Source organism: Microvirga sesbaniae (assembly GCF_025460805.1).
Lineage (GTDB): Bacteria > Pseudomonadota > Alphaproteobacteria > Rhizobiales > Beijerinckiaceae > Microvirga > Microvirga sesbaniae.
In genome coordinates, this window is record NZ_JAMXFJ010000020.1 from 42,173 (window position 1) to 64,728 (window position 22,556).

At 67.8% G+C, this 22,556-nt stretch carries 17 protein-coding genes; 10 read left to right on the forward strand and 7 right to left on the reverse strand.

Annotated features, from left to right (window positions below; all coding sequences use genetic code 11):
• Window positions 1-3 precede the first annotated feature (3 nt).
• Together OCW50_RS22730 and OCW50_RS22735 are read left to right on the forward strand one after the other, a co-directional pair.
• Window positions 4-2,295, forward strand: coding sequence for a TRAP transporter permease (locus tag OCW50_RS22730; RefSeq protein WP_262299067.1), 2,292 nt, complete (start codon window positions 4-6; stop codon window positions 2,293-2,295).
• Complete coding sequence (locus OCW50_RS22735; protein ID WP_262299068.1) at window positions 2,295-2,663, forward strand: DUF1850 domain-containing protein; 369 nt, start codon at window positions 2,295-2,297, stop codon at window positions 2,661-2,663. The genes OCW50_RS22730 and OCW50_RS22735 overlap by 1 nt, the downstream gene beginning before the upstream one ends.
• Window positions 2,664-2,823: 160 nt before the next feature.
• Here OCW50_RS22735 and OCW50_RS22740 read toward each other — a convergent pair whose 3' ends face one another.
• Window positions 2,824-3,021 (reverse strand): hypothetical protein, encoded by a 198-nt coding sequence (locus OCW50_RS22740; protein ID WP_262299100.1) that lies wholly within the window; start codon window positions 3,019-3,021, stop codon window positions 2,824-2,826.
• 148 nt (window positions 3,022-3,169) lie between these two features.
• Between OCW50_RS22740 and OCW50_RS22745 the strand changes: the two genes are divergently transcribed.
• A complete protein-coding gene (locus OCW50_RS22745; protein WP_262299069.1) occupies window positions 3,170-4,768 on the forward strand; it encodes a gamma-glutamyltransferase family protein in 1,599 nt (532 codons plus the stop codon).
• Between the two features lie 312 nt (window positions 4,769-5,080).
• Here the strand turns inward: OCW50_RS22745 and OCW50_RS22750 are convergent, their stop codons facing one another.
• On the reverse strand, window positions 5,081-6,097 hold the full coding sequence (locus OCW50_RS22750; protein WP_262299070.1) for a nickel/cobalt transporter: 1,017 nt from the start codon (window positions 6,095-6,097) through the stop codon (window positions 5,081-5,083).
• Window positions 6,088-6,729: a DUF1007 family protein gene (locus tag OCW50_RS22755; protein WP_262299071.1), complete on the reverse strand. Its 642-nt coding sequence runs from the start codon at window positions 6,727-6,729 to the stop codon at window positions 6,088-6,090. Before OCW50_RS22755 ends, OCW50_RS22750 begins: the two co-directional genes overlap by 10 nt.
• 207 nt (window positions 6,730-6,936) lie before the next feature.
• Between OCW50_RS22755 and OCW50_RS22760 the strand changes: the two genes are divergently transcribed.
• Together OCW50_RS22760 and OCW50_RS22765 are read left to right on the forward strand one after the other, a co-directional pair.
• Window positions 6,937-10,437, forward strand: a complete 3,501-nt coding sequence (locus tag OCW50_RS22760; RefSeq protein WP_262299072.1) for an indolepyruvate ferredoxin oxidoreductase family protein — start codon at window positions 6,937-6,939, stop codon at window positions 10,435-10,437.
• Window positions 10,438-10,570: 133 nt separating this feature from the next.
• Entirely contained in the window at window positions 10,571-11,338 is a 768-nt protein-coding gene (locus OCW50_RS22765) for a DUF2243 domain-containing protein (protein ID WP_262299073.1), read from the forward strand.
• 76 nt (window positions 11,339-11,414) lie between these two features.
• On the opposite strand, the gene OCW50_RS22770 is transcribed toward OCW50_RS22765, so the two are convergent.
• Window positions 11,415-12,623, reverse strand: coding sequence for an amino acid aminotransferase (locus OCW50_RS22770; protein WP_262299074.1), 1,209 nt, complete (start codon window positions 12,621-12,623; stop codon window positions 11,415-11,417).
• 104 nt (window positions 12,624-12,727) lie between these two features.
• Window positions 12,728-13,435 carry a uracil-DNA glycosylase gene (gene ung / locus OCW50_RS22775; protein WP_262299075.1) on the reverse strand — a complete coding sequence of 236 codons (708 nt, stop codon included), beginning with the start codon at window positions 13,433-13,435 and terminating at the stop codon, window positions 12,728-12,730.
• 198 nt (window positions 13,436-13,633) lie between these two features.
• Between ung and OCW50_RS22780 the strand changes: the two genes are divergently transcribed.
• From OCW50_RS22780 to OCW50_RS22800, 5 genes are all read left to right on the forward strand, one after another.
• Entirely contained in the window at window positions 13,634-15,145 is a 1,512-nt protein-coding gene (locus OCW50_RS22780; protein ID WP_262273047.1) for a bifunctional metallophosphatase/5'-nucleotidase, read from the forward strand.
• A 236-nt stretch (window positions 15,146-15,381) separates the two neighbouring features.
• Window positions 15,382-17,589, forward strand: a complete 2,208-nt coding sequence (locus OCW50_RS22785) for an HWE histidine kinase domain-containing protein (RefSeq protein WP_262299076.1) — start codon at window positions 15,382-15,384, stop codon at window positions 17,587-17,589.
• 142 nt (window positions 17,590-17,731) lie between these two features.
• A complete protein-coding gene (gene hemH, locus OCW50_RS22790) occupies window positions 17,732-18,793 on the forward strand; it encodes a ferrochelatase (protein WP_262273045.1) in 1,062 nt (353 codons plus the stop codon).
• Window positions 18,794-19,053: 260 nt separating this feature from the next.
• On the forward strand, window positions 19,054-20,037 hold the full coding sequence (locus OCW50_RS22795) for an SPFH domain-containing protein (protein WP_262299077.1): 984 nt from the start codon (window positions 19,054-19,056) through the stop codon (window positions 20,035-20,037).
• Window positions 20,034-20,483: an NfeD family protein gene (locus tag OCW50_RS22800; RefSeq protein WP_262299078.1), complete on the forward strand. Its 450-nt coding sequence runs from the start codon at window positions 20,034-20,036 to the stop codon at window positions 20,481-20,483. Before OCW50_RS22795 ends, OCW50_RS22800 begins: the two co-directional genes overlap by 4 nt.
• Here OCW50_RS22800 and OCW50_RS22805 read toward each other — a convergent pair whose 3' ends face one another.
• Window positions 20,484-21,479 (reverse strand): KpsF/GutQ family sugar-phosphate isomerase, encoded by a 996-nt coding sequence (locus tag OCW50_RS22805; RefSeq protein ID WP_262299079.1) that lies wholly within the window; start codon window positions 21,477-21,479, stop codon window positions 20,484-20,486.
• A 73-nt stretch (window positions 21,480-21,552) separates the two neighbouring features.
• Window positions 21,553-22,419: a UTP--glucose-1-phosphate uridylyltransferase gene (locus OCW50_RS22810; RefSeq protein WP_262273055.1), complete on the reverse strand. Its 867-nt coding sequence runs from the start codon at window positions 22,417-22,419 to the stop codon at window positions 21,553-21,555.
• Between the last annotated feature and the right edge of the window lie 137 nt (window positions 22,420-22,556).

Below are 22,556 nucleotides of genomic sequence, written 5' to 3' on the forward strand. Positions count from 1 at the left end.
GCTATGAACCAGGGAACGAACGGTTCCGAACTCGCCCGGATGGAAGCGCCGGCTGACACCGTGAACCCGGAGCACGGCCTGCCGGAAAGCTTCGGCGAAGGCCTTCCGGGCAGGGTCCTGTTCTGGATCGCCGTCGCGTTCTCCACGTTCCAGATCATCACGTCCTTCGGCATTCCGCTCGATCAGCCCTTCATCGCGGGCTTCAGCCTCACGCATCTCTGGGCCGTGGCCATGGCGGTCTGGGCCGCCTGGCTGATCGGCCTCGCCGTGCGTCGCCGCCCCATCGTCGACGGCGCGCTCGCGTGGGTCGCCATCGCGGGCGCATTCGGGCTCGTCCTCTGGTTCGGCGGCAGCATGCCGAGCCAGGTCGTGCGCACGGTCCATGTGGGATTCCTGTGCCTCGTGGCCGGAGCGATGATCGCCAATCACCGGTCCGGGTCGTCGAGCGAGCGCGTCCTCGGCTGGATCGTCGGCATCGCGAGCTTCCTGGTGGGCCTTTATCACTGGGCGCTCTACGAGGAGCTGGTCGTTCGCGCCGGCGAACTCACCACCCTCGATCTCGTCGTCGGCATCGCCGGGCTCGCGATCCTGATCTACCTCGTCTGGCGCGTCATGGGACCGGCGCTTCCCATCGTGGCCGGCCTGTTCCTGTCCTATTGCCTGTTCGGGCATCTCCTGCCGGCTCCCCTCGATCATCGCGGCTATTCGCTGGAGCAGGTGATCGAGCACATGTCCTTCGGCACGGAGGGCATCTACGGCACGCCCACCCTGGTCTCGGCGACCTACATCTTCCTGTTCATCCTGTTCGGCGCCTTCATGGAGAAGGCCGGCGTCATCGACTTCTTCAACGACATCTCGATGGCGGTGTTCGGCGACAAGCAGGGCGGGCCCGGCAAGGTCTGCGTGGCGTCCTCCGCCCTCATGGGCACCGTCTCGGGATCCGGCGTCGCCAACGTGGTGGCGTCGGGCCAGTTCACGATCCCGCTCATGAAGCGCTTCGGCTTCACCTCGGCCTTCGCGGGCGGCGTCGAGGCGACCTCGTCCATGGGCGGCCAGATCATGCCGCCGGTCATGGGCGCCGTCGCGTTCATCATGGCCGAGACCATCGACGTGCCGTATTCGAAGATCGTCGAAGCGGCGATCATCCCGGCCATCCTGTACTTCGCCGCCTGCTATCTCGCGGTGCATCTCGAGGCCGGCAAGCGCAACCTGCGCGGCCTGCCGAAATCGGAGCTGCCGAACGCCTGGACCGAGCTGAGGACGAAATGGTTCCTCATCGCCCCGCTCGGCGTTCTCGTCTACCTGCTCTTCACCGGCTACACGCCGCTCTTCGCCGGGGCCGTCGGCCTGTCGCTCACCGTGGCGCTGATCCTCGGCACGGCCATCGTGGCCGGCTTCGCCACGCCGGCCCTGCGGGTCGTCTTCTGGATTGGGCTCGCCCTCCTGTCCGCCTATTCGCTCGCCTCGACCGTGACGCTCGTCGTGCTCGTGGTGGCGGGCCTGTCCCTGTGGAACGCCTTCTCGGGCCGCGGCCGCACGACCCTCCAGGCCTGCGTCGACGCCATGGCCGACGGGGCCCGTCAGGCCTTGCCCGTGGGTCTTGCCTGCGCGGTCGTCGGCATCGTGATCGGCACCATGACGCTCACCGGCCTCGGCACCATCGTGGGCACCTGGATGATCTCCATCGGCAAGGAGAACATCTTCGCGGCCCTCGTGCTCACCATGATCTTCAGCCTGATCCTCGGCATGGGCATCCCGACGATCCCGAACTACATCATCACCTCGTCGCTGGCCGCTCCCATCCTGCTGCAGCTCGACGTGCCGCTCATCGTCTCGCACATGTTCGTGTTCTATTTCGGCATCATGGCCGACCTGACGCCGCCGGTGGCGCTCGCGGCCTTCGCGGCGGCCCCCATGGCGAAGGAATCGGGCCTCAAGATCGGCATCCAGGCCGTCAGGATCGCGCTGCCCGGCTTCGTCATCCCGTACATGGCCGTCTACGACCCCACCCTGATGCTGCAGCCGGTGCCCGGGCTCGGGGGAGTGGGCTACTGGCTCGCGGTCGCCTACATCGTCGTCAAGGCGTCGCTGGCGATGGTTCTCTGGGGCGTGGCTTCCGTCGGCTATTGTCTGAAGCCCGTGGCGTGGTGGGAGCGCCTCTGGGCCGCGGCGGCGGCGGGCTTCCTCGTGGCGGCGATCCCGCTCACCGACGAGGCCGGCTTTGTGCTCGCGGGCCTCTTCGTCGGCTATCACGTCTGGCAGACCCGCCGGGTCGCCACGCCGGCCATCGGCTGATGATCTGCCTGCTCGCCGGCGCGACGGTCGCGCCCCTCATGGCGGGCGCGATCACGCTCGCCTGGACCCATTCGGTCGAAAAAATCCTCTGGGAGGAGGATTGGCGCTCGACCCCGCGCGGGCTCGAACTCGTCGAGGCGCGGGTGCGCGGGTCCGGGGCCGGCATGGAGCCCCCGCCGGAGGCGCGGTTCGCCAACGGGGTCTGGTCATGGGCGCCGAACCTGCCGCCGCAGGCGCAGGTGACCATGCGCCGCTCGGGGGCGACGGCCGATTGGCGGATCTGCATCGCGGGCCGATGCCAGCCGATGGACGCCTATCTGCCCGCCGGAGCCGATCCGGTCGTCATGAAGGCGTGCGACGGCTCCTAGAGCATCGGGCGCAAAAGTGGGAACCGGTTTTGCGTGCAAAGATGCTCAAGCAAAAGCCAAATGCATCGGGCGCAAAAGTGGGAACCGGGTTTGCGTGAAACGATGTTTTAAAACAGAAGCTTAAAGAATCGGGCGGGAGCTCGATGACACGTCCGGTGCTTCAGGCGCGCCCGGTCAGGGGCTCGACGGCGATGCAGCGGCGCCAGAGGTTCACGAGGATGTAGACGGCGAACAGGCTGAACAGGACCATCAGCGCGTAGCCCACGTAGTCGCCGAGCTCGAACAGGCCCGCGATGGCCCAGCCGGCGGCGATCGCGACGCCGAAGACTTCCGCGCCCACCAGGACCATGATGCTCATGATGGTGACCACGTTGCGCCAGTTGGTGCTTTTCGCCTGAGCCACTTTCGCCTCACTGAGTTTGTTGCACAGGGGACTACCCTAAACGCCCCCTCGGGTGCAAGGTCTGCCCGAATCTCATTCTGTCGCGCCTCACATTCAAGAGCCCATGCCCGAGACCCCCGTCTTCTCGACGGCCGCCGTTGCGGCCCCTCATCGTCTTGCGGCCGAAACCGGCCAGACCGTTCTCGCCGCCGGCGGCAACGCGGTCGAGGCCATGGTGGCCATGGCGGCGACGATCGCCGTGGTCTACCCGCACATGAACGGCCTGGGCGGCGACGGGTTCTGGCTCGTCCGGGAACCGAAGGGCCGCGTCCACGCCCTCGATGCGTCGGGGCCGGCCGGCGCGCTCGCCACGATCAGGCGTTACCGGGACAAGGGTTACGACGCCATCCCGCCGCGGGGGCCGGATGCCACGGTCACCGTGGCCGGCGCGGTGGCCGGATGGGGGCTGGCGCTGGAGCTCGCCAAGGCTCTGGGCGGGACCCTGCCGGTCGATCTCCTGCTGGGCGACGCGGTTCGCTTCGCCCGGGACGGCTACCCGGTCTCCCGCTCCGAGCAGTGGTTCAAGACCAGCGAGGAAGCGGCGCTCTACGAGGTTCCCGGTTTCGCCGAAGCGTTCCTGGTCGAAGGGAAGCGAGCCCCGGAGGGCACGCAGAGGCGGACGCCGCGCCTCGCCGACACCCTGGAGCAGCTCGCCCATGCCGGCCTCGGCGACTTCTACCGGGGTGACGTGGGGCGGGAGATCGCCCTCGACCTCGAGCGGATCGGCAGCCCTGTCACCCGCAAGGATCTCGAGACCTATCGGGCTCGCGTGGTGGAGCCCCTGTCGGTTCGGCTGAACCGCGCCACGATCTACAACCTGCCGCCGCCGAGCCAGGGGCTGGCCACCCTGCTGATCCTGGGCATGGTCGAACGCCTCAAGGGGCTCGGAGGCGAGACGCCGGAACGCCATCACGGGCTCATCGAGGCCGCAAAGCGCGCCTTTTCCATCCGTGACCGGGTGGTCTCGGACCCGCGCAACCTCGCCCACGACCCGGCCTCCTTCCTGACGCCGCAGGTGCTGGAACGGGAGGCTGCCCTCATCGACATGAAGCGGGCTGCGCCCTTTCCCCTGCCGCGCCCCATCGACGGGGACACGATCTGGATGGGGGCCATCGACCGTGACGGTCTCGCCGTGTCCTACATCCAGTCCGTGTTCTGGGCCTACGGCTCCGGCTGCCTGCTTCCGGCGACCGGCATCCTCTGGCACAACCGCGGCACCGCCTTCTCCCTCGATCCGGCCAGCCGCAACCGACTGGAGCCCGGCCATCGGCCGCTCCATTCCCTCAACCCGGCCATGGCCGTGTTCGACGACGGGCGGTTGCTGTCCTTCGGCGCGATGGGCGGCGAAACCCAGCCCCAATTCCTCAGCCAGATCTTCACCCGCTATGCGGATTGCGGCATGGGCCTCGCCGACGCCGTGGAGGCGCCCCGCTGGCTGCTCGATGCGAGGATGCGCGGGGGCGAGGCCGTGCTGACGGTGGAGAGCCATTTCGATCCCGGCCTGATCCGCGGCCTCTCACGGCTCGGCCATGCGGTCGAAGAGACGGAGGAGGCCTCTTCGGGACGCTTCGGCCATGCCGGCCTGCTGGTGAAGCACCCGCGCAACGGCCGCGTCGAGGCGGTGCACGATCCGCGCTCGGATGGCGGATCCCTCGGCCTCTAGCGCGTCGGACGATCGGGATGGCCGGGACGAGCCCGGCCATGACAGGGGAGTGATCGTGGGAGGGTGTTGTCACCGGCCCTGACCATCTTCTCCACGTCATCACCGGGCTTGTCCCGGTGATCCCGATTGTTCGAGGCGCCGCGCTTCACCTTATCGGGATGGCCGGCGAGAGGTGGGTCATGACTGGCCGGCCATGACGTGCGGAGGGTATCATCGCCGGGCCTGCCCCGGTGACCTCGATCGGACCACCGCCGAGCGCATTCTGCGGACGGAAGCGGGTCACGCTCGTGGCCCTGCGGGCCGTCCGATGTTCTAGCCCGCCGCCCACAGGCCGTAGAGCAGGCTTCCTCCCAGCACGAGCACGAAGGCGGCGGCCAGAAGCTCGAGGCCCGCGATGGCGATGGCGCCCGAGGCTCCGCGTCCGCCCGCGACCCTCAGGGCCATGGCCTTGAAGAAGACCGCGAGCGCCGCGATGGCGCCCGTGGTGAGCGCCGTGCCGAGCGCCATGGCGAAGGTCGCCGCGACACCGGCCGCGAAGAGGCCCTGGGACAGGGAAAAGACCAGCACGATGAGGGCGCCCGCACAGGGCCGGATGCCGGCCGCGACCGCCACGCCGGCCATGTCGCGCCAGCCGGTCAGGCGGCTGAGTTCCTGCGGCGGCGGCATGTGGACGTGGTCGCAACCCTCCTCGACGGCCGCATAGGGGTTGCGGGCAAGGGCCATCACGCCGAGAACCTTGCCGGCCTTGCGCCAGGTCATGAGAGCGCCGAGCAGGGCCACGGCCAGGAAGCTCGCCACCTCCACGTTCATGGCGAGCCTGTTCATGGTGGACGCGGTGGCGCGCAGCGCGAGGCTCACGACGGCCACGATCGCGATGGCGACCAGGGCCTGCACGAGGGCGGCCGCCAGGCTCAGGGCGAATCCCTTGCGCAGGGCCTTCTCGTCGGCCACGAGATAGGCCGAGATCACGCCCTTGCCGTGCCCGGGCCCGGCCGCGTGGAAGACCCCGTAGGCGAAGCCCACGAGCAGCAGGGAGAACAGGGCGGAGCCGTTCTCCTTCATGGCCCGCACGCCCGCCTGGAGGCTGCCGTAGAAGCCCGACTGCACGGACAGGATCCAGGCCCCGATGCTGCCCGACGGCGTGGCTTCGCGCAGGCCCATGCCGAACGGGTTGCGCGGCGGCGCCTTGCCGACGGGGCCGAGCCACAGGCCGATCAGCCCCATGGCCAGGGCGACGATCGCCACGGCCGCCAGCGCGAGGCCGAGGCGGCGGCGCAGGGGCGTCGGTCCCGCGCCCGGGACGGCAGGGACATCCGATGTCAGGGACATGCGATGATCGCCCGGTTGGAATACTCGACCCCGACATCCTGGGGCTGGAGCGCGCCTTCGCTTTGCAGGATCTGCTGCATGGAGGCCTCGAGCGGCTTGGCCTTGGCGATGCTCGTCACGCAGCCCTGCGGGGCATTGGCGAGCGCGATGGCCGCTTGGCCGTCCGACAGGCTGAAATAGACGAAGAAGGTCGGGTCCTCGATCTCGATGGAGACGGCGCCCGAGGGGGCCGCCGGCGCCTTGAGCGGCAGGAAGAACGACATGGCGACCTGGGTCTTCTCCATGCTCATCCGGGCCTCGCGCGGCGGATCGAAGCTCTGCGGCTTGCCGCGGGCCTTCAGGACCGTGAAATAATCGAACTCGTTCAGGGAGGCGGCGTTCTCGTTCGCCAAATCCTGAAGCTCCTCCGGGGAGAGCTTGCCGTCGCCATTGGTGTCGAGACCCTGGGTCACGTAAGCCGTATAGGCCTCGTCGAAGGTCCAGTGATGGCGCACGCCCGTCACCTTCCCGTCGGGCGCGAACACGATCTCGGCCCTGGCCGTGACCCAGACATGGGGATGGGCGAGGGCCGGCGAGGCGACGCTCAGAATAAGAGCCGCCAGGGCGGATTTCAGACCAAGACGAAGTGTCATGCAGGGACCCTGGAACAGCGACGCGTCCGGCAAAAACCCGGAGACCGGGAGCGGTATGCCGGTTTCGTGGTTAACAGAGGCGAAACGAAGGCGTGACCGGAGCATCGATTGACGGCCTCCGGAAGATATGTCAGCATTACTGACATATCTCACCAGAATAGACCGGAAGACCGGCAGCGGAGCCATGGCTCCAGGAGGAAACGGATGATGACCGAAGGTCATGGCGCGCTCCGTCACGTCACGCTCGACGACAAATACGACCTGTCCAAGGATCACGTGTTCATCACCGGCACGCAGGCGGTCATCCGCATGCTGCTCATGCAGCGCGAGCGGGACCGGCTGGCGGGCCTCAGCACGGCGGGCTTCGTGTCCGGCTATCGCGGCTCGCCCATCGGCGGCCTCGACCAGAACCTCTGGCGCGCCCGCAAATGGCTCGAGGCGTCCAACATCGTGTTCCAGCCGGGCCTGAACGAGGAACTCGCCGCCACGGCGGTCTGGGGCTCGCAGCAGGCGGAGATCCGAGGCGACGGCAAATATGACGGCGTCTTCGGCCTGTGGTACGGCAAGGGACCGGGCGTCGACCGCTCCGGCGACGTCTTCCGCCACGCCAACATGGCCGGCTCCTCCAAACATGGTGGCGTGCTGGCCCTGATGGGCGACGACCACACGGCGGAATCCTCCACCGTGGCCCATCAGTCCGAATTCCACTTCGTCGACGTGATGATCCCGATCCTGAACCCGGCGGGCGTTCAGGAGATCCTCGATTACGGCCTCTACGGCTATGCCATGAGCCGCTTCTGCGGCACCTGGGTGGCGTTCAAATGCGTGAAGGACAACATCGAGTCGACCGCCTCGGTCGATGCGTCGCTCGACCGGGTGAAGATCGTCATCCCGGATGACTTCGCCATGCCGCCGGGCGGCCTCAACATCCGCAACCGGGACGGCGTCCTCGACCAGGAGGCGCGGCTCCAGGACTTCAAGCGCGACGCCATGCTGGCCTTCGTGCGCGCCAACAACCTCAATCGCATCGTGCTGTCCGGCGGCCGGAATCCGAAGATCGGCATCATCACGGTCGGCAAGTCCTATCTCGACGTGCGCCAGGCCCTCGACGAGCTCGGCCTCGACGAGGTCAAGGCGAACGACATGGGGCTTCGCCTCTACAAGGTCGCGTGCCCGTGGCCCCTGTCCCAGGCCGAGCTCGCGGATTTCGCGCGCGGCCTCGACAAGGTCATCGTCGTCGAGGAGAAGCGCTCCCTCATCGAGGTGCAGCTGCGCGAGGAACTCTACGGCACCGCCAACCAGCCGCTCTGCATCGGCAAGAAGGACGAGGAGGGCCGCTGGCTCTTCCCCGTGAAGGGCGCGCTCGATCCCAACGACATCGCGGTCGTCATCGGCGAGCGGCTGCTGGCGTACCACAACAACGACGACCTGCGCGGCCGCGTGGCCCGCCTTCGTCACGCGCAGGACGTGCTGGCGACGACCGGCGACGTGGCGACCCGCGTGCCGCATTTCTGCTCGGGCTGCCCGCACAACTCGTCCACCAAGGTGCCCGAGGGCATGCGCGCCTATGCGGGCATCGGCTGCCACTACATGGTGCAGTGGATGGACCGCTCCACCGAGGGCTTCACCCAGATGGGCGGCGAAGGCGCGAACTGGATCGGCGAAGCGCCGTTCTCCAAGCGCGGCCACGTGTTCCAGAACCTCGGCGACGGCACCTACAATCATTCGGGCATCCTGGCCCTGCGCTGGGCGATCCACACCAGGACCCACGTCACCTACAAGATCCTCTTCAACGACGCGGTCGCCATGACCGGCGGGCAGCAGCACGAGGGCGGGCTTACCGTCGACATGATCGCCCGTCAGGTGCGCGAGGAGGGCGTGGAGCGCATCGCCCTCGTGACCGACGAGCCCCACAAGTACCCGAAGGAGATCCGCTGGCCGGCCGGCATGACGATCCACCACCGCAGCGAGCTCGACGCGGTGCAGCGCCAGCTCGCGGAGATCCCGGGCGTGACGGTGATGATCTACGATCAGACCTGCGCGTCCGAGAAGCGCCGCCGCCGCAAGCGCGGCGAGTTCCCGGATCCGGACAAGCGCGTGATCATCAACGATCTCGTGTGCGAGGCGTGCGGCGACTGCTCGGTGCAGTCGAACTGCGTCGCCGTCCAGCCGGTGGAGACCGAGTTCGGGCGCAAGCGCCAGATCGATCAGTCCAACTGCAACAAGGACTTCTCCTGCGTGCAGGGCTTCTGCCCGTCCTTCGTGACGGTCCACGGGGCCAAGATCAGGAAGGCCGTGCCCGAGGCCGCCGCGACGGACGGCATGACGTTCAAGCCGCTGCCCGATCCGGCCATTCCGGCCATCGACCGCACCTTCAACGTGATCGTGACGGGCGTGGGCGGCACCGGTGTCGTGACCATCGGGGCGATCCTCGGCATGGCCGCCCATCTCGAGGGCAAGGGGCTGGGCATGATCGACATGGCGGGCCTCGCCCAGAAGGGCGGCGCGGTCTACAGCCATGTGCGGCTCGCCAACCACCAGGACGACATCCACGCGATCCGGGTCAGCGCGGAGTCCGCGCATCTCGTGCTCGGCTGCGATCTCGTGGTGACCGGCACCAAGAAGGTGCTGGCCTCCGTGAAGCAGGGGCAGACCGGGCTCGTGGTGAACACGGCGGAGGTCATGCCGGGCGAGTTCACCCGCAATGCGGATTTCTCCCTGCCGACCGAGCGCCTGAAGCGGGCGATCAAGTCGGCGGCCGGGCAGGATGGCGTGTCCTTTGTCGACGCGACGGCGATCGCCACCGCGCTCCTGGGCAATGCCATCGCGGCCAACATGTTCATGCTGGGCTATGCCTATCAGACCGGCCGCGTCCCGCTCTCGGGGGCTGCCATCGAGAAGGCGATCGAGCTCAACGGCGAGGCGGTGAAGATGAATCTGGCCGCCTTCACCTGGGGACGCCGCGCGGCCGCCGAGCCGGAGCGGATCGCCGCCATGATGGGCGAGCTCAAGGCGCCGACCGAGTCGCGCAAGCTCTCCGAGACGCTCGACGAAGTCGTCGGGCGGCGGGTGGCGTTCCTTACGGACTATCAGAGCAGGCGCTACGCCCGCCGCTACAGCGCCCTCGTGGAGCGTGTGCGTGCGGCCGAGGAGAGGGCGGTGCCGGGTTCGACCGCCCTGGCCGACGCGGTGGCGCGCTCCCTGTTCAAGCTCATGGCCTACAAGGACGAGTACGAGGTCGCGCGTCTCTACACGAACGGCGATTTCGAGAAGCAGGTCGCCTCCGCGTTCGAGGGCGAGAACCTGCGCTACGAGTTCCACATGGCGCCGCCGATCCTCGCCAAGAAGGATCCGGTCACCGGCCTGCCGCGCAAGATGAGCTTCGGCCCGTGGATGCTCAAGGCCATGGGCGCTCTGGCCAAGTTCAGGGCCTTGCGCGGCACGCCGCTCGACGTCTTCGGCTACACCCACGAACGCCGCACCGAGCGCCGGCTCGTCCGCGAGTTCGAGGAGCGGATCGACGAGATCGTGGCGAAGCTCGATGCCGGCAATCATGCCGTGGCGATCGCGCTCGCGGGCATCCCGCAGAAGATCCGCGGCTTCGGCCACGTCAAGGAGCGGAATCTCGAAGCCGCGAAGGCCGAGGAGGCGGATCTCCTCGCCAAGTTCCGCGCCGGCCCGCAAACGCTGCCGATCGCCGCGGAGTGAACGTCCTCCGGTTCCGGCGGATCAGCCGGAGCCGCTCGTCATGGAACATCGGACCGGTGCCCGGCTTGACGTGCCGGGCCGGGCACCTTGCGGTCGCACGCGCGACGCGGCCGGCGCATGATGGAGGATGGGCATGGAGGCACCTGGAGCCGACCCGCGCCCGCGCGACCCGCGCTGGTCAGGATGTCTGCTGGGATTCGCCCTCGGCGGGTTCTTCGACGGCATCCTGCTGCACCAGATCCTGCAGTGGCATCATCTTCTCAGCGCCATCGATCCGGACAACCTGCGCTTCCAGGTTGCCGCGGACGGGTACTTCCATGCGCTGATGTACCTGATCGCGGCCGTGGGCCTCTGGCTGCTCGCAACCTCGAAACGGGGATCCGGCCGCCTCCTGCTGGCCGGCCTGCTGATCGGCTTCGGCCTGTGGCACGGGGTCGACGCGGTCCTGTCCCATTGGACGCTCGGAATCCATCGCATCCGCATGGACAGCCCCCGGCCCCTGGTCTGGGATCTCGCATGGTTCGGGATCTTCGGTCTCGTGCCGATGATCGGCGGATGGACGATGGGGCGCAGGCCCGGTCGCAACGGTGACGGAGAACCGCGGTCGACCACGGCGGCACGCGCGACGGTAGCCCTTCTGGTCGCCGCCGCAGGCCTTCAGGCGCTGGACACTCAGGGCGGCGCGTTCACGACGGTGCTGTTCGCGCCGGGAACCGACCAGGCGCAGGTGATGAGGGCCGTGGCGTCCGTCGAGGGCGAGCTCGTCTGGACGGATCGGACCGGCGAGCTCGTGGTGATCCGCCTCGCCGGGGCATCGGGATGGCGGCTGTTTCGCGAAGGCGCCATCCTGGTGAGCGGGGCAGGCTTGCCGCCCGGCTGCTTCGGCAATCTGCGCACCTGACGGCGCTTTTCGGACAAGGCCGCGAGGGAGGGAGCAGCCTGACCCGCCCCTTCCTGCTGTCGCTGGCCCCGGGGGCTCAGCCCCGTGTCGCCTGCGCGGCCTCGACGAAGCTCTTCGCCACCTTCGGCACGTTCGCCTCGTTGAGGCCCGCCACGCACATGCGGCCCGACCCCACGAGATAGACGCCGTCGCGCTCGCGCATGGCGCGGACCTGCGCCTCGCTGAGGCCCGTGTAGCTGAACATGCCGCGCTGATTGAGCAGGAAGCCCACATCGACTTCGTTCGACAGGGCGCGGATCGCGTCGGCGAGGCGCTTGCGCATGGAATCCATGCGGGTGCGCATCGTCTCGACCTCGCCGGCCCATTGCGTGCGCAGATCATCGTTGCCGAGCACGGTCGCCACGAGAAGTCCGCCGGTCATCGGGGGGCTCGAATAGCTGCGGCGCACGGCGAGCTTCAGCTGCCCGAGCACCCGCTCGGCCTCGCCGGCATCCCGGCAGACGACGCTCAGGCCCCCGCAGCGCTCGCCGTAGAGCGAGAAGTTCTTCGAGAAGGAATTGGCCACGAGGCAGCTCGCGCGCTCCGCGTAGCGCCGCACGAAGGCGGCGTCCTCGTCGAGGCCGGTGCCGAAGCCCTGGTAGGCCATGTCGAACACCACGATGTGGCCCTTGGCGATCAGCACGTCGGTGACGGCCGCCTGCTGGCGCTCGTCGAGGTCGACGCCGGTCGGGTTGTGGCAGACGGGCTGCAGCACCACGATGGAGCCGCTCTCCGCCGCCTCGAGCGCCTTGACCATGCCGTCGAAGTCCACGGACCGGCTGGCGCTGTTCCAATAGGGATAGGTGGCCGTCTCGAAGCCCGCGCGCTGGAACAGCCCGTGATGGTTCTCCCAGGTCGGATCGCTGACGAGCACGGTGCGGCCTGGGGTGTGCTTGGCGAGGAAATCGGCCGCGATGCCGACCGCCCCCGTGCCGCCGAGGGTCTGGATCGTCGCGACGCGCTCGTCGGCGAGAGCCGGATGACCGGCGCCGAAGACGAGCGTCTGGACGCCCTCGCGATAGAGCGCATGCCCCTCCATGGGGAGATATGGCCGCTCGGCGAACCCGGCGCGCTCATGGGCGGCCCTGACCGCGCCCAGCACCGGAAGCCGGCCCGTCTCGTCCGTGTAGACGCCGATGCTCAGATTCACCTTCTCGGACCGGGGATCGGCCTTGAAGCTGTCGTTGAGCGAGAGAATCGGGTCGCCGGCGAAGGGCTCGACCTGTCCGAACAGGGATTCCGTCATGATGATCTCCAAGCCTGTCGCGGCGGGCAGCCCCGACCGCATCATTGCGCGTGAGGGAGACCTATCCCTTGGAGCGGTCTCTCGGCAAGCGCCTTCGTCGAGCCTCAAGGGTCGAGCCGCCAATCCACCGGCTCGAGCCCCTTCTGGACGAGCCAGGCATTCGCGCGGCTGAAGGGCTTCGTGCCTCTGAAGTCGTTGAGCCGGTTGAGCGGGGAGGGATGGCCCGCCTCGATCACGAGATGCTTCGTCCGGTCGACCAGCGCCGCCCGTTTGCGGGCCGGGCCGCCCCAGAGAAGGAAGACGACGGCGGGCTGCCGTGCCGAGATCGCCGCGATCGCCTGGTCGACCAGGGCGGACCAGCCGAATTTCATGTGCGCGCCCGATTGCCCGGCCTCGACCGTCAGCGCCGTGTTGATGAGCAGCACGCCCTGCCGGGCCCATTTCGACAGGTCGCCCGATGTCGGCATCGGCACGCCCAGGTCTTCGGCCATCTCGGCCAGAATGGTGCGCAGGGAGGCCGGCAGCCGCCGGGAGCCGCGATAGGAGAAGGCGAGGCCATGGGAATCGCCCGGCGTCGGATAGGGATCCTGGCCGAGCACGACCACCTTGACCCCCTCGAGAGGCGTCAGGGAGATGCTGGTGAACACGGCCTCGGGCGGGGGCAGCACCTGCGCGCCCGCGGCGATCACCGCATCGACCTTGGCGGCGACCGCCTCGGCGCTCCCATCCTGAAAGAAGGGCAGTTGCAGCCACCCGGCGGCCGTGGGCTTGGCGCGGAACTCGGCGAGGGCTCGGGTGATGGGTCCGGTCATGGATGGGCGCGTCTTTCCGGTGGGCGGGGCATGGTTGCTGCGCCGGCTAACCGAGACCGCGGCGTTCGCTGAAAAAGGCATCAGGCGTGCCGCGGAACCAGGCGCCGAGGGCGTCGACAGGATGTTACTTCTGTGACACGTTGCCGGTCTAGGTTCCAGGGTGAACACCCGCGGTTCCAACCTTCTACGAGGACCTTCATGATGTTTCAGAGCCGCCCTTCCGCTGCGTTCCGCGCCGGGTTTCTCGGATTGTCCATGCTTCTGTCGGGCACGGCCCTGGCGCAGGAGGCCGTGACCATCCGCTTCGTCCAGACCAACGACATCGACCGCATGAGCCCGGAGAAGGGCCGCGGCGGCTTCGCCAGGCTCGCCACCGTGATCAAGGAGGAGAAGGCCAAGGGCAATGCCTTCTTCATCCATGCGGGCGACACCATCTCCCCGTCGCTCCTGTCGGGCTTCGACAAGGGCGCCCACATCATCGACATCCTGAACCGGATGGGCGTCGACGCCATGGCGCCGGGCAACCACGAATTCGACCTGGGCGACGCCGCGTTCCGGGCCCGCATGGCGGAGGCCAAGTTCGACGTGCTCGCCACCAACATCGTCGACGGCAACGGCCTTCCGGCCAACACCAAGCCGGACAAGATGATCGACGTGCAGGGCGTGAAGGTCGGCTTCTTCGGCCTCACCACGGAGGACACGCCGATCGCCTCGAGCCCCGGCACCATCAAGTTCTCCTCCACCATCGACACGGCCCGCGCCAAGGCCAAGGAGCTGCGTGAAAAGGGGGCCGACATCGTCGTGGCGGTTGCCCACACGCCCCTCGAGGTGGACATGATCATCGCCCGCTCGGCCGGGGTCGACGTGATCATCGGCGGCCATGACGAGCACCTGCTCGCCTTCTACGACGGCAAGGTCACGCTGACCGAATCGGAGTCCCAGGGGAATTACGTCGTCGTGACGGAGCTCGCCGTGACGAAGGCCGCCAAGGACGGCAAGACCACCGTGTCCTGGACGCCGAACTTCCGCATCGTCGACAGCGCCACGGTGAAGCCCGATCCGGAGATCGAGGCCGTGGTGAAGGGCTACGAGGACAAGCTTTCCAAGGAACTCGACGTGGAGATCGGCGTGACGGAAACGCCCCTCGACAGCCGCCGCGCCACCGTGCGCGGAGGCGAGGCCGCCATGGGCAACCTCGTGGCCGACGCCCTGAAGGCCTCGGTCGGCGCCGATGTGGCCATCACCAATGGCGGCGGCCTGCGCGCCGACAAGCAGTACGAGGCCGGCCAGAAGCTGACCCGCCGCCACATCCTGGCCGAGATGCCTTTCGGCAACACCACGGTGCTGCTCGAGGTCACGGGCGCGCAGATCAAGGCCGCGCTCGAGAACGGCGTCAGCCAGGTGCGCGAGCTCGGCGGCCGCTTCCCGCAGGTCTCCGGCATCGTGGCGGAGGTCGACGTGAAGGAGCCGGTCGGCAGCCGGGTGAAATCGGTCAAGATCAACGGCGAGCCGCTCGATCCCGCCAAGACCTACAAGCTCGCCACCAACGACTTCATGGCTCGCGGCGGCGACGGCTACCGGGTGTTCACGGAAGCCAAGTCGCTGGTCGACGTCTCGGCGAGCCAGCTGATGGCCAGCCAGGTGATCGATTACGTGGCCAAGGCCGGGAAAGTGGCCCCGAAGGTCGAGGGCCGCGTCGTCCTGCGCTGATCGAATCCGGTCGGCGATCGCTGCTGCGCCGGGGCTGATGCGAGCCCCGGCGCTTCTTCGTTGAACATTGTAGCGGACGTGACGTTCGGGCGCATTTGTCGCCGGTCTGCAGCGCGATAGTTCGCCTGCCTCTGGTCAACCGGAAGGCGAGCCGTAAATTCCCTCTCCATCAAAGGCGTTTGCTGTGCCATTCTGGCCGCGCAACGGCGAATCTCCCACTCAAAAGCGATCTCCCCTTGCAGTACTACACGCGCCCCGAATCGATGAGCCTGTCCCAGAAGCGGCGCCGCCGCTCCCTTGCGCGCGGGCGGCTCACTCTGTTCATGGGCCTGTTCGGTGTCGCGTTCATTCTCCTGACCTTCGGCTACATCGCCTGGGAACAGCGCAACCGCCTGATCCAGCGCAACGAGGACGACCTTCGAAACGCGGCCTTCTTTCTGGCGGACCACACGGCCCGGCTCCTGGAGGTGACGGATCTGACGCTGAAGCAGACCACCGCCCTCATGCAGGGACAGAGCTGGGACCAGGTGGAACGCTCGACGGCCCTATGGCAGCAGATCCATGCGGTTCAGGAGGCGTTACCCTATATCGAGGACGTCTGGCTCAATGATCCGAGCGGACGACTGCGCCTGACGTCGGCGCAGTTCCCGGCCCCGGAAACGAATCTGTCCGGCCGGGACGTCTTCAACGCTCAGGTTGCCGCCGACCAGGGATTGTTCATCGGAGAGCCGATCCTGGGCCGGGTCACCAAGACGCCGACCTTCATGATCAGCCGCCGTCTCCAGGACGGCGGCACGGAATTCGGCGGCACGGCGGCGGTCACCGTCTCCCTGTCCTACTTCTACGATTACTGGTCGAAGATCCGACTGCCGAAGGGCAGCCGGGTCGCCCTGTTGCGGGCCTCCGATGCCACGGTCATCGCGCAGCATCCGCCCCCGCCCGATGGCCTCTCCTTCGCGCCCATCGACAAGGCGGCGCTCGACGCGGCGCTCGCTTCGGCGGGCCGGGCCGGGCTCTATTCCTTCATCAGCATGAACCAGGAGCGTGTCGGGGCCTATCGCCAGGTGGGCGCGATGCCGCTCTACATCAATGTCAGCATGCCGGAAGATGCATACTGGACGCCCTGGTTCATCCAGACCCGGCTCTACGGGGCCTTCGCGCTGATCGCCCTTCTGGCGCTGCTCGCGCTCACCGTGCTGGCGTCCGAGCAGTTCCAGGAGCAGGCCGCCAATGCGGCGCTGCTCGAGCGGCAGGTGGCGCTGCGGACAAGCGAGTTGCGGACGGAAACCGCGGCGCTCGAGATCCTTAACCGGACGGGCAGCGTGCTTGCGGCCGAACTCGATATCGACCGCATCATCGAGAGCGTCGTCGATGCCGGGATCGAGCTGACCGACGCACAGTTCGGCGCCTTCTTCTGCGGTGCCTCCCAGGAGGGGAGGGAGCATTACGGCAAGTTCGAGCCCGCAGGACTTCGCGACGCCTTCGCCCTCCTGAACATCCGGGAGATCTGCGCCGCGGCGTTCCAGGAGGGCAAGACGGTTCGCCTCGACAATATCGCCGTGGAGCAGGGGCACGACGGCACGCCCTTCACGATGGATGCGACGACGGACGCGCCGGTCATCCGCAGCATCCTGGCCGTACCGGTGGTTCTGCGGACGGGGGACGTCCACGGCATTCTCGTCTTCGGGCACGAGAGGGCGGGCGTGTTCAACCGCCGCGCGGAGCGCCTTCTGGCGGGCCTGACCGCCCAGGCGGCCATCGCGCTGGAGAACAGCCGCCTCTACCGCAATGCGCAGGGCGAGATCGAGGAGCGCAAGCAGGCCCAGACCCAGCAATCCCTTCTGATCCGCGAACTCCATCACCGGGTGAAGAACACCCTGGCCACGGTCCAGGCCGTGGTGGGAGCGACCGCGCGCTCCGCCTTGAGCATCGACGATTTCTATCAGGCCTTCGTCGGGCGCATCATCTCGCTCGCCAACACCCATTCGCTGCTGACCGAGGCCGTGTGGCAGACCGCGTCCCTGCGCGAGATCCTGGAGAAGGAGCTTCGGCCCTACAACGATGCCCAGGGCGAAAGGATCACCCTCGACGGCCCGGCCGTGGACCTGCCCTCCGAGGCGGCCGTGCCCATCGGCATGGCGATCCACGAACTGACGACCAACGCGGCGAAATACGGGGCACTCTCGGCGCCCGGCGGCCGCGTGGCCATTTCCTGGGAGGCCGAGCCGGCGGAGGACGGGACCCGGCTCAGGCTCACCTGGGAGGAGCGGGGAGGCCCGGCCGTCTCGGCCCCCACCCGGCAGGGATTCGGCTCGCGCCTGCTGCACCGGGTGCTGGCCACGCAGCTCAACGCCAAGGTGGAAACCGATTTCAATCCGACGGGATTGCGCGTTGCCATCGACGCCGTGCTCAAGCAGGCGCGATTCCCGGAAATGGGCGTCTGACCCGGCTGGCGTGCAAAGCCTGTTTGCAGCCGGCCGCGACGATGCGGTCAGGCGTCCTGTTGGCGGAACAGCCTGAACCTTCTATCTAAGCGGCAGAAAGAGCAGGATCCGTATCTCTGATCCTGCGGCCAAGGGGCTATCGATGAACGAGAGTGTGAGTCTGACCGACCTTCGCCAGGGCGTGCGCCCGGTGGACCACCCGGCCGTACGAACCGGGCGGATCGGCGTGCTTCTGATGAATCTGGGCACGCCCGAGGGCACCAGCTACTGGCCCATGCGCGCCTATCTGAAGGAGTTCCTCTCCGACCGGCGCGTGATCGAGACGCCCCGCCTCCTGTGGTGGCCGATCCTCAACCTGATCATCCTCACCAAGCGCCCCGGCCCCAAGGGCCGCGACTACGCCACGATCTGGAACAACGAGCGCGACGAGGGTCCGCTCAAGACCATCACCCGCAACCAGGCGGCGAAGGTCACCGAGCACCTGAAACGCATCGCAGGCGACAGGATCACGGTCGATTGGGCCATGCGCTACGGCAAGCCCGAGGTGCGCGAGCGCATCCAGGCGCTCCTCGATCAGGGCTGCGACCGCATCCTTCTCGTGCCGCTCTACCCGCAATACGCGGCCGCCACCTCGGCGACGGCCTGCGATCAGGCTTTCCGGGCGCTGATGGACATGCGCTGGCAGCCGACCGTGCGTGTCTCGCCGCCCTACCACGACGACGCCGTCTATATCGACTCGGTCGTCGCTTCGATGAAGAAGGAACTGGCGAAGCTCACCTTCGAGCCGGAGGTGATCCTCGTATCGTTCCATGGCGTACCCAAGGAATACCTGCTGAAGGGCGATCCCTACCATTGCCAGTGCGTGAAGACCTGGCGCCTCATGCGGGAGGCCTTCGGCTGGTCGCCGGACCGGTTCCGCATGAGCTTCCAGTCCCGCTTCGGCACGGCGGAATGGCTCCAGCCCTATACGGACAAGACCGTCGAGGCGCTCGCCAAGAGCGGCGTGAAGCGCATGGCCATCGTGGCCCCGGGCTTCTCGGCCGATTGCCTGGAGACCCTGGAGGAGCTCAACGGGGAGAACCGGGAGATCTTCATGCACAACGGCGGCGAGGAATTCGCCTATCTGCCCTGCCTCAACGACAGCGACGACGGCATGCGGGTCATCAACCACATCGTCGAGCGTGAGCTTCAGGGGTGGATCTGATCGGCTGACAAGCCCTTGCGCGGATTGGCGGGATGTTCGCCCCGCCGTCATCACCGGGCTTGTCCCGGTGATCCCGCTTCCGAGAGGCGCGGCGCCTCAAGCCATCGGGACGGCCGGGATAGGCCCGGCCATAACCTGGGATGGCTGCGACCCATGGAGGGTTGAAGGTGGCGGCAGCCTCCTCGCACGGCAGCGCTCTAGGACTCAAGGCCTGTTTGCGCTAGCGTGACTCCTCTGCAACGGGGTTGCCCGGGGGGCTCATGCCGCTGAGTGGTTTCGACATCTTCGTCATCGTTCTGGTGCTCGTCGTCGTGGTGACGATCGCCATGGGCATCCGGACGGTTCCCCAGGGTTATGCCTATACGGTCGAGCGGTTCGGGCGCTACTCGCGCACGCTCACCCCGGGCCTCGGCCTGATCGTGCCCTATATCGATCAGATCGGGAAAAAGGTGAACGTCATGGAGCAGGTGCTCGACGTTCCGAGCCAGGAGGCCTTCACCCGGGACAATGCCGGCGTGACCATCGATGCGGCGGCCTTCTACCAGGTGCTCGATGCCGCGAAGGCCTCCTATGAGGTGGCGGATCTGAACCAGGCGCTCCTGGTCCTGACCATGACCAACATCCGCACGGTCGTGGGCTCCATGGATCTCGACCAGCTTCTCTCCCATCGCGACGAGATCAACGAGCGGCTCCTGCGGGTCGTGGATGCCGCAGCTTCCCCCTGGGGCGCCAAGGTCACCCGGGTCGAGATCAAGGACATCCTCCCGCCCCAGGATCTCGCCGGCGCCATGGCCCGGCAGATGAAGGCCGAGCGCGAGAAGCGCGCCGCCGTTCTGGAGGCGGAGGGTCTGCGTCAGGCGGAAATCCTGCGGGCCGAAGGTCAGAAGCAGTCGCAGATCCTCGCGGCCGAAGGCCGGAAGGAAGCGGCGTTCCGGGACGCGGAGGCCCGCGAGCGGCAGGCGGAGGCCGAGGCCAAGGCCACCGGAATGGTCAGCGAGGCCATCGCCCGGGGCGATCTCGCCGCCGCGAACTTCATCGTGGCGGAAAAATACATTGACGCGATCCAGGCGCTGGCCTCGGCGCCGAACCAGAAGGTGGTGATCGTGCCCATCGAGGCGGCGGGCCTCGCCGGAACCCTCGGGGGCATCGCCGAACTCACCAGATCCGTCTTCGGCGAGGGCGGGGCCGGGGTCAAGCCTGTCCGCAGCGTCCCGACGGTCACGGGCGGAGCCGAGCGCCCATGATCGCCGACGCGTTCACCGGCCTCGGGGCCTGGGCGTGGATCATCCTCGGCGTCGTCCTGATCGGGGTCGAGCTTCTCGCGCCGGGCTCGTTCTTCCTCTGGCTCGGTCTGGCGGCCATCGCCACGGGACTGCTGGATGCGGTGCTCGGCCTGTCCTGGCAGGCCGCGGCGCTCCTCTTCGCCCTCCTGTCCGTGGGAGCGGTGATCCTGGGGCGGTACGCCACCCGTTCGAAGACGCAGCCGGATGCCGGGGCCACGCCGCTCAATCAGCGCGGCCAATCCCTCATCGGGCGGGTCTTCATCCTTGAGACGCCGATCAAGGACGGCGAGGGTCGGATCCGGGTGGACGACAGCTCCTGGCGGGTGACCGGCGCCGACCGGTTCGCCGGCGCCAAGGTGCGCGTCGTCCGGGTCGAGGGCGCGACGCTGGTGGTCGACGATTCCTGATCAGGCTGCGCCTGCCCGCAGCAGGTCGAGGTAGTGCACGAGGCCCACGGGGCGGTTGTACTCGACCACGATCAGGGCGGTGATCCGGGACGCCTCCTCCATCTCGAGAGCCGTGGCCACGAGGGCATCGGGGGCGATCGTGCGCGGCGTCCTGGTCATGATCGCCGTCACCGGCAGGGTCATGAGGTCCGGTTTCAGGTTGCGGCGCAGGTCGCCGTCGGTGACGATGCCCGCGAGAGTGCCGTCGTCGTTCACCACGATCACCGCCCCGAAGCCCTTGCGGCCGATCTCGCCGATCGCCTCGTCCATGCGCGCGCCGACGCCGACGACCGGCAGGCGCTCGTCCTTGTGCATGATGTCGCGCACCAGCTTGAGCCGGGCGCCGAGCTTGCCGCCGGGGTGGAACACCTTGAAATGCTCCGCCGTGAAGCCGCGCTTCTCCAGGAGGGCGACCGCCAGCGCATCGCCGAGCGCGAGCTGGATGGTGGTCGAGGTGGTGGGCGCCAGCCCGTTGGGACAGGCTTCCTTGGCCTTGGGCAGGGTCAGGCAGATGTCGGCGGCGCGCCCGAGGGTCGATTCAGCATTCGACGTGAGGGCGATCAGCGGGACCCGGAAGCGCCGGGAATAGCCGATGATGTCGGCAAGCTCCGCGGTCTCTCCCGACCAGGACAGGGCGATGATCACGTCGTCCGTCTGGATCATGCCCAGATCGCCGTGGCTCGCCTCGGCGGGATGCACGTAATGGGCCGGCGTCCCGGTGGACGCGAAGGTGGCGGTGATCTTGCGGCCCACATGGCCGGACTTGCCCATGCCGGTCACGATGACCCGGCCCTTGGCGGCGGACAACGTCTCGACCGCGGCCGTGAAGAGGGGGCCGAGGCCGTTGCCGATGGCCTCCATCAGGATCGTCAGGCCGTCCCGCTCGGTTTCGAGCGTGCGCAGGGCCGAGGCGACGGCGGGATCGGGGGAATGGGGGGCTGGTTTTGCAAGTGCCATGCCCGCCCTCTAGCACAGAGGGGCGGGCATGAGGAACCCTCGGCGGTCCTTGGCCTATTTCGGCGGACTTGGCCTATTTCTGCCGCAGCAGCGCCTCGAGCTCCCGCCGGAACTCGGCGGACAGCTCCTCGCGTTCCAGCGCATAGGCCACGTTGGCCATGAGGAAGCCGATCTTGGAGCCGGTGTCGTAGGTCTTGCCCTGGTACTTCATGCCGAAGAACGGCTGATCCTTCATCAGGCGGATCATGGAATCCGTGAGCTGGATCTCGTTGCCGGCGCCGCGCTCCTGGGTGGAGAGCAGGTCGAAGATCCCGGGCTGCAGGATGTAGCGGCCGGAGATGATGTAGTTGGACGGGGCGGTGCCCTTCGGGGGCTTCTCCACCATGCCGGTGATCTCGAAGGTCTGGCCGAATTCCTGGCCGACCGACACGATGCCGTACTGGTGCGTCTGATCCTCCGGCACCTCCTCGACGGCGATGATGTTGCCGCCGTGCCGGTCGTAGGCGGCGATCATCTGTTCCATGGAGCCACGGCTGAGCATGTCGGGCAGGATCACCGCGAAGGGCTCGTCGCCCACGAGCTCGCGGGCGCACCAGACCGCGTGGCCGAGGCCGAGCGGCTCCTGCTGGCGGGTGAAGCTCGTCTGGCCGGCCTGGGGCTGGTCCTTGGCCAGAATCTCGAGCTCCTTCGTCTTGTTGCGGCTCTCCAGCGTCCGGTTCAGCTCGTAGGCGATGTCGAAGTGGTCCTCGATCACCGCCTTGTTGCGGCCGGTGACGAAGATGAAGTGCTCGATTCCGGCGGCGCGCGCCTCATCCACCACATGCTGCACCACGGGGCGGTCGACGACGCAGAGCATCTCCTTGGGGACGGCCTTGGTGGCAGGCAGGAACCGGGTGCCGAGACCGGCGACGGGAAGGACTGCTTTGCGGATACGCTTCATTGATCGGGCCATCTTGAGCATCACGAGGGAGGGGTAATTTAAGTCAGGACGGGGAAAAGGGAACCTGTCATTGTCAAGCTTCGGCACCTTCCAACGCCGGAGCTTTACCGAGGTTTCGTTGTCGCGTGCGCCTCATT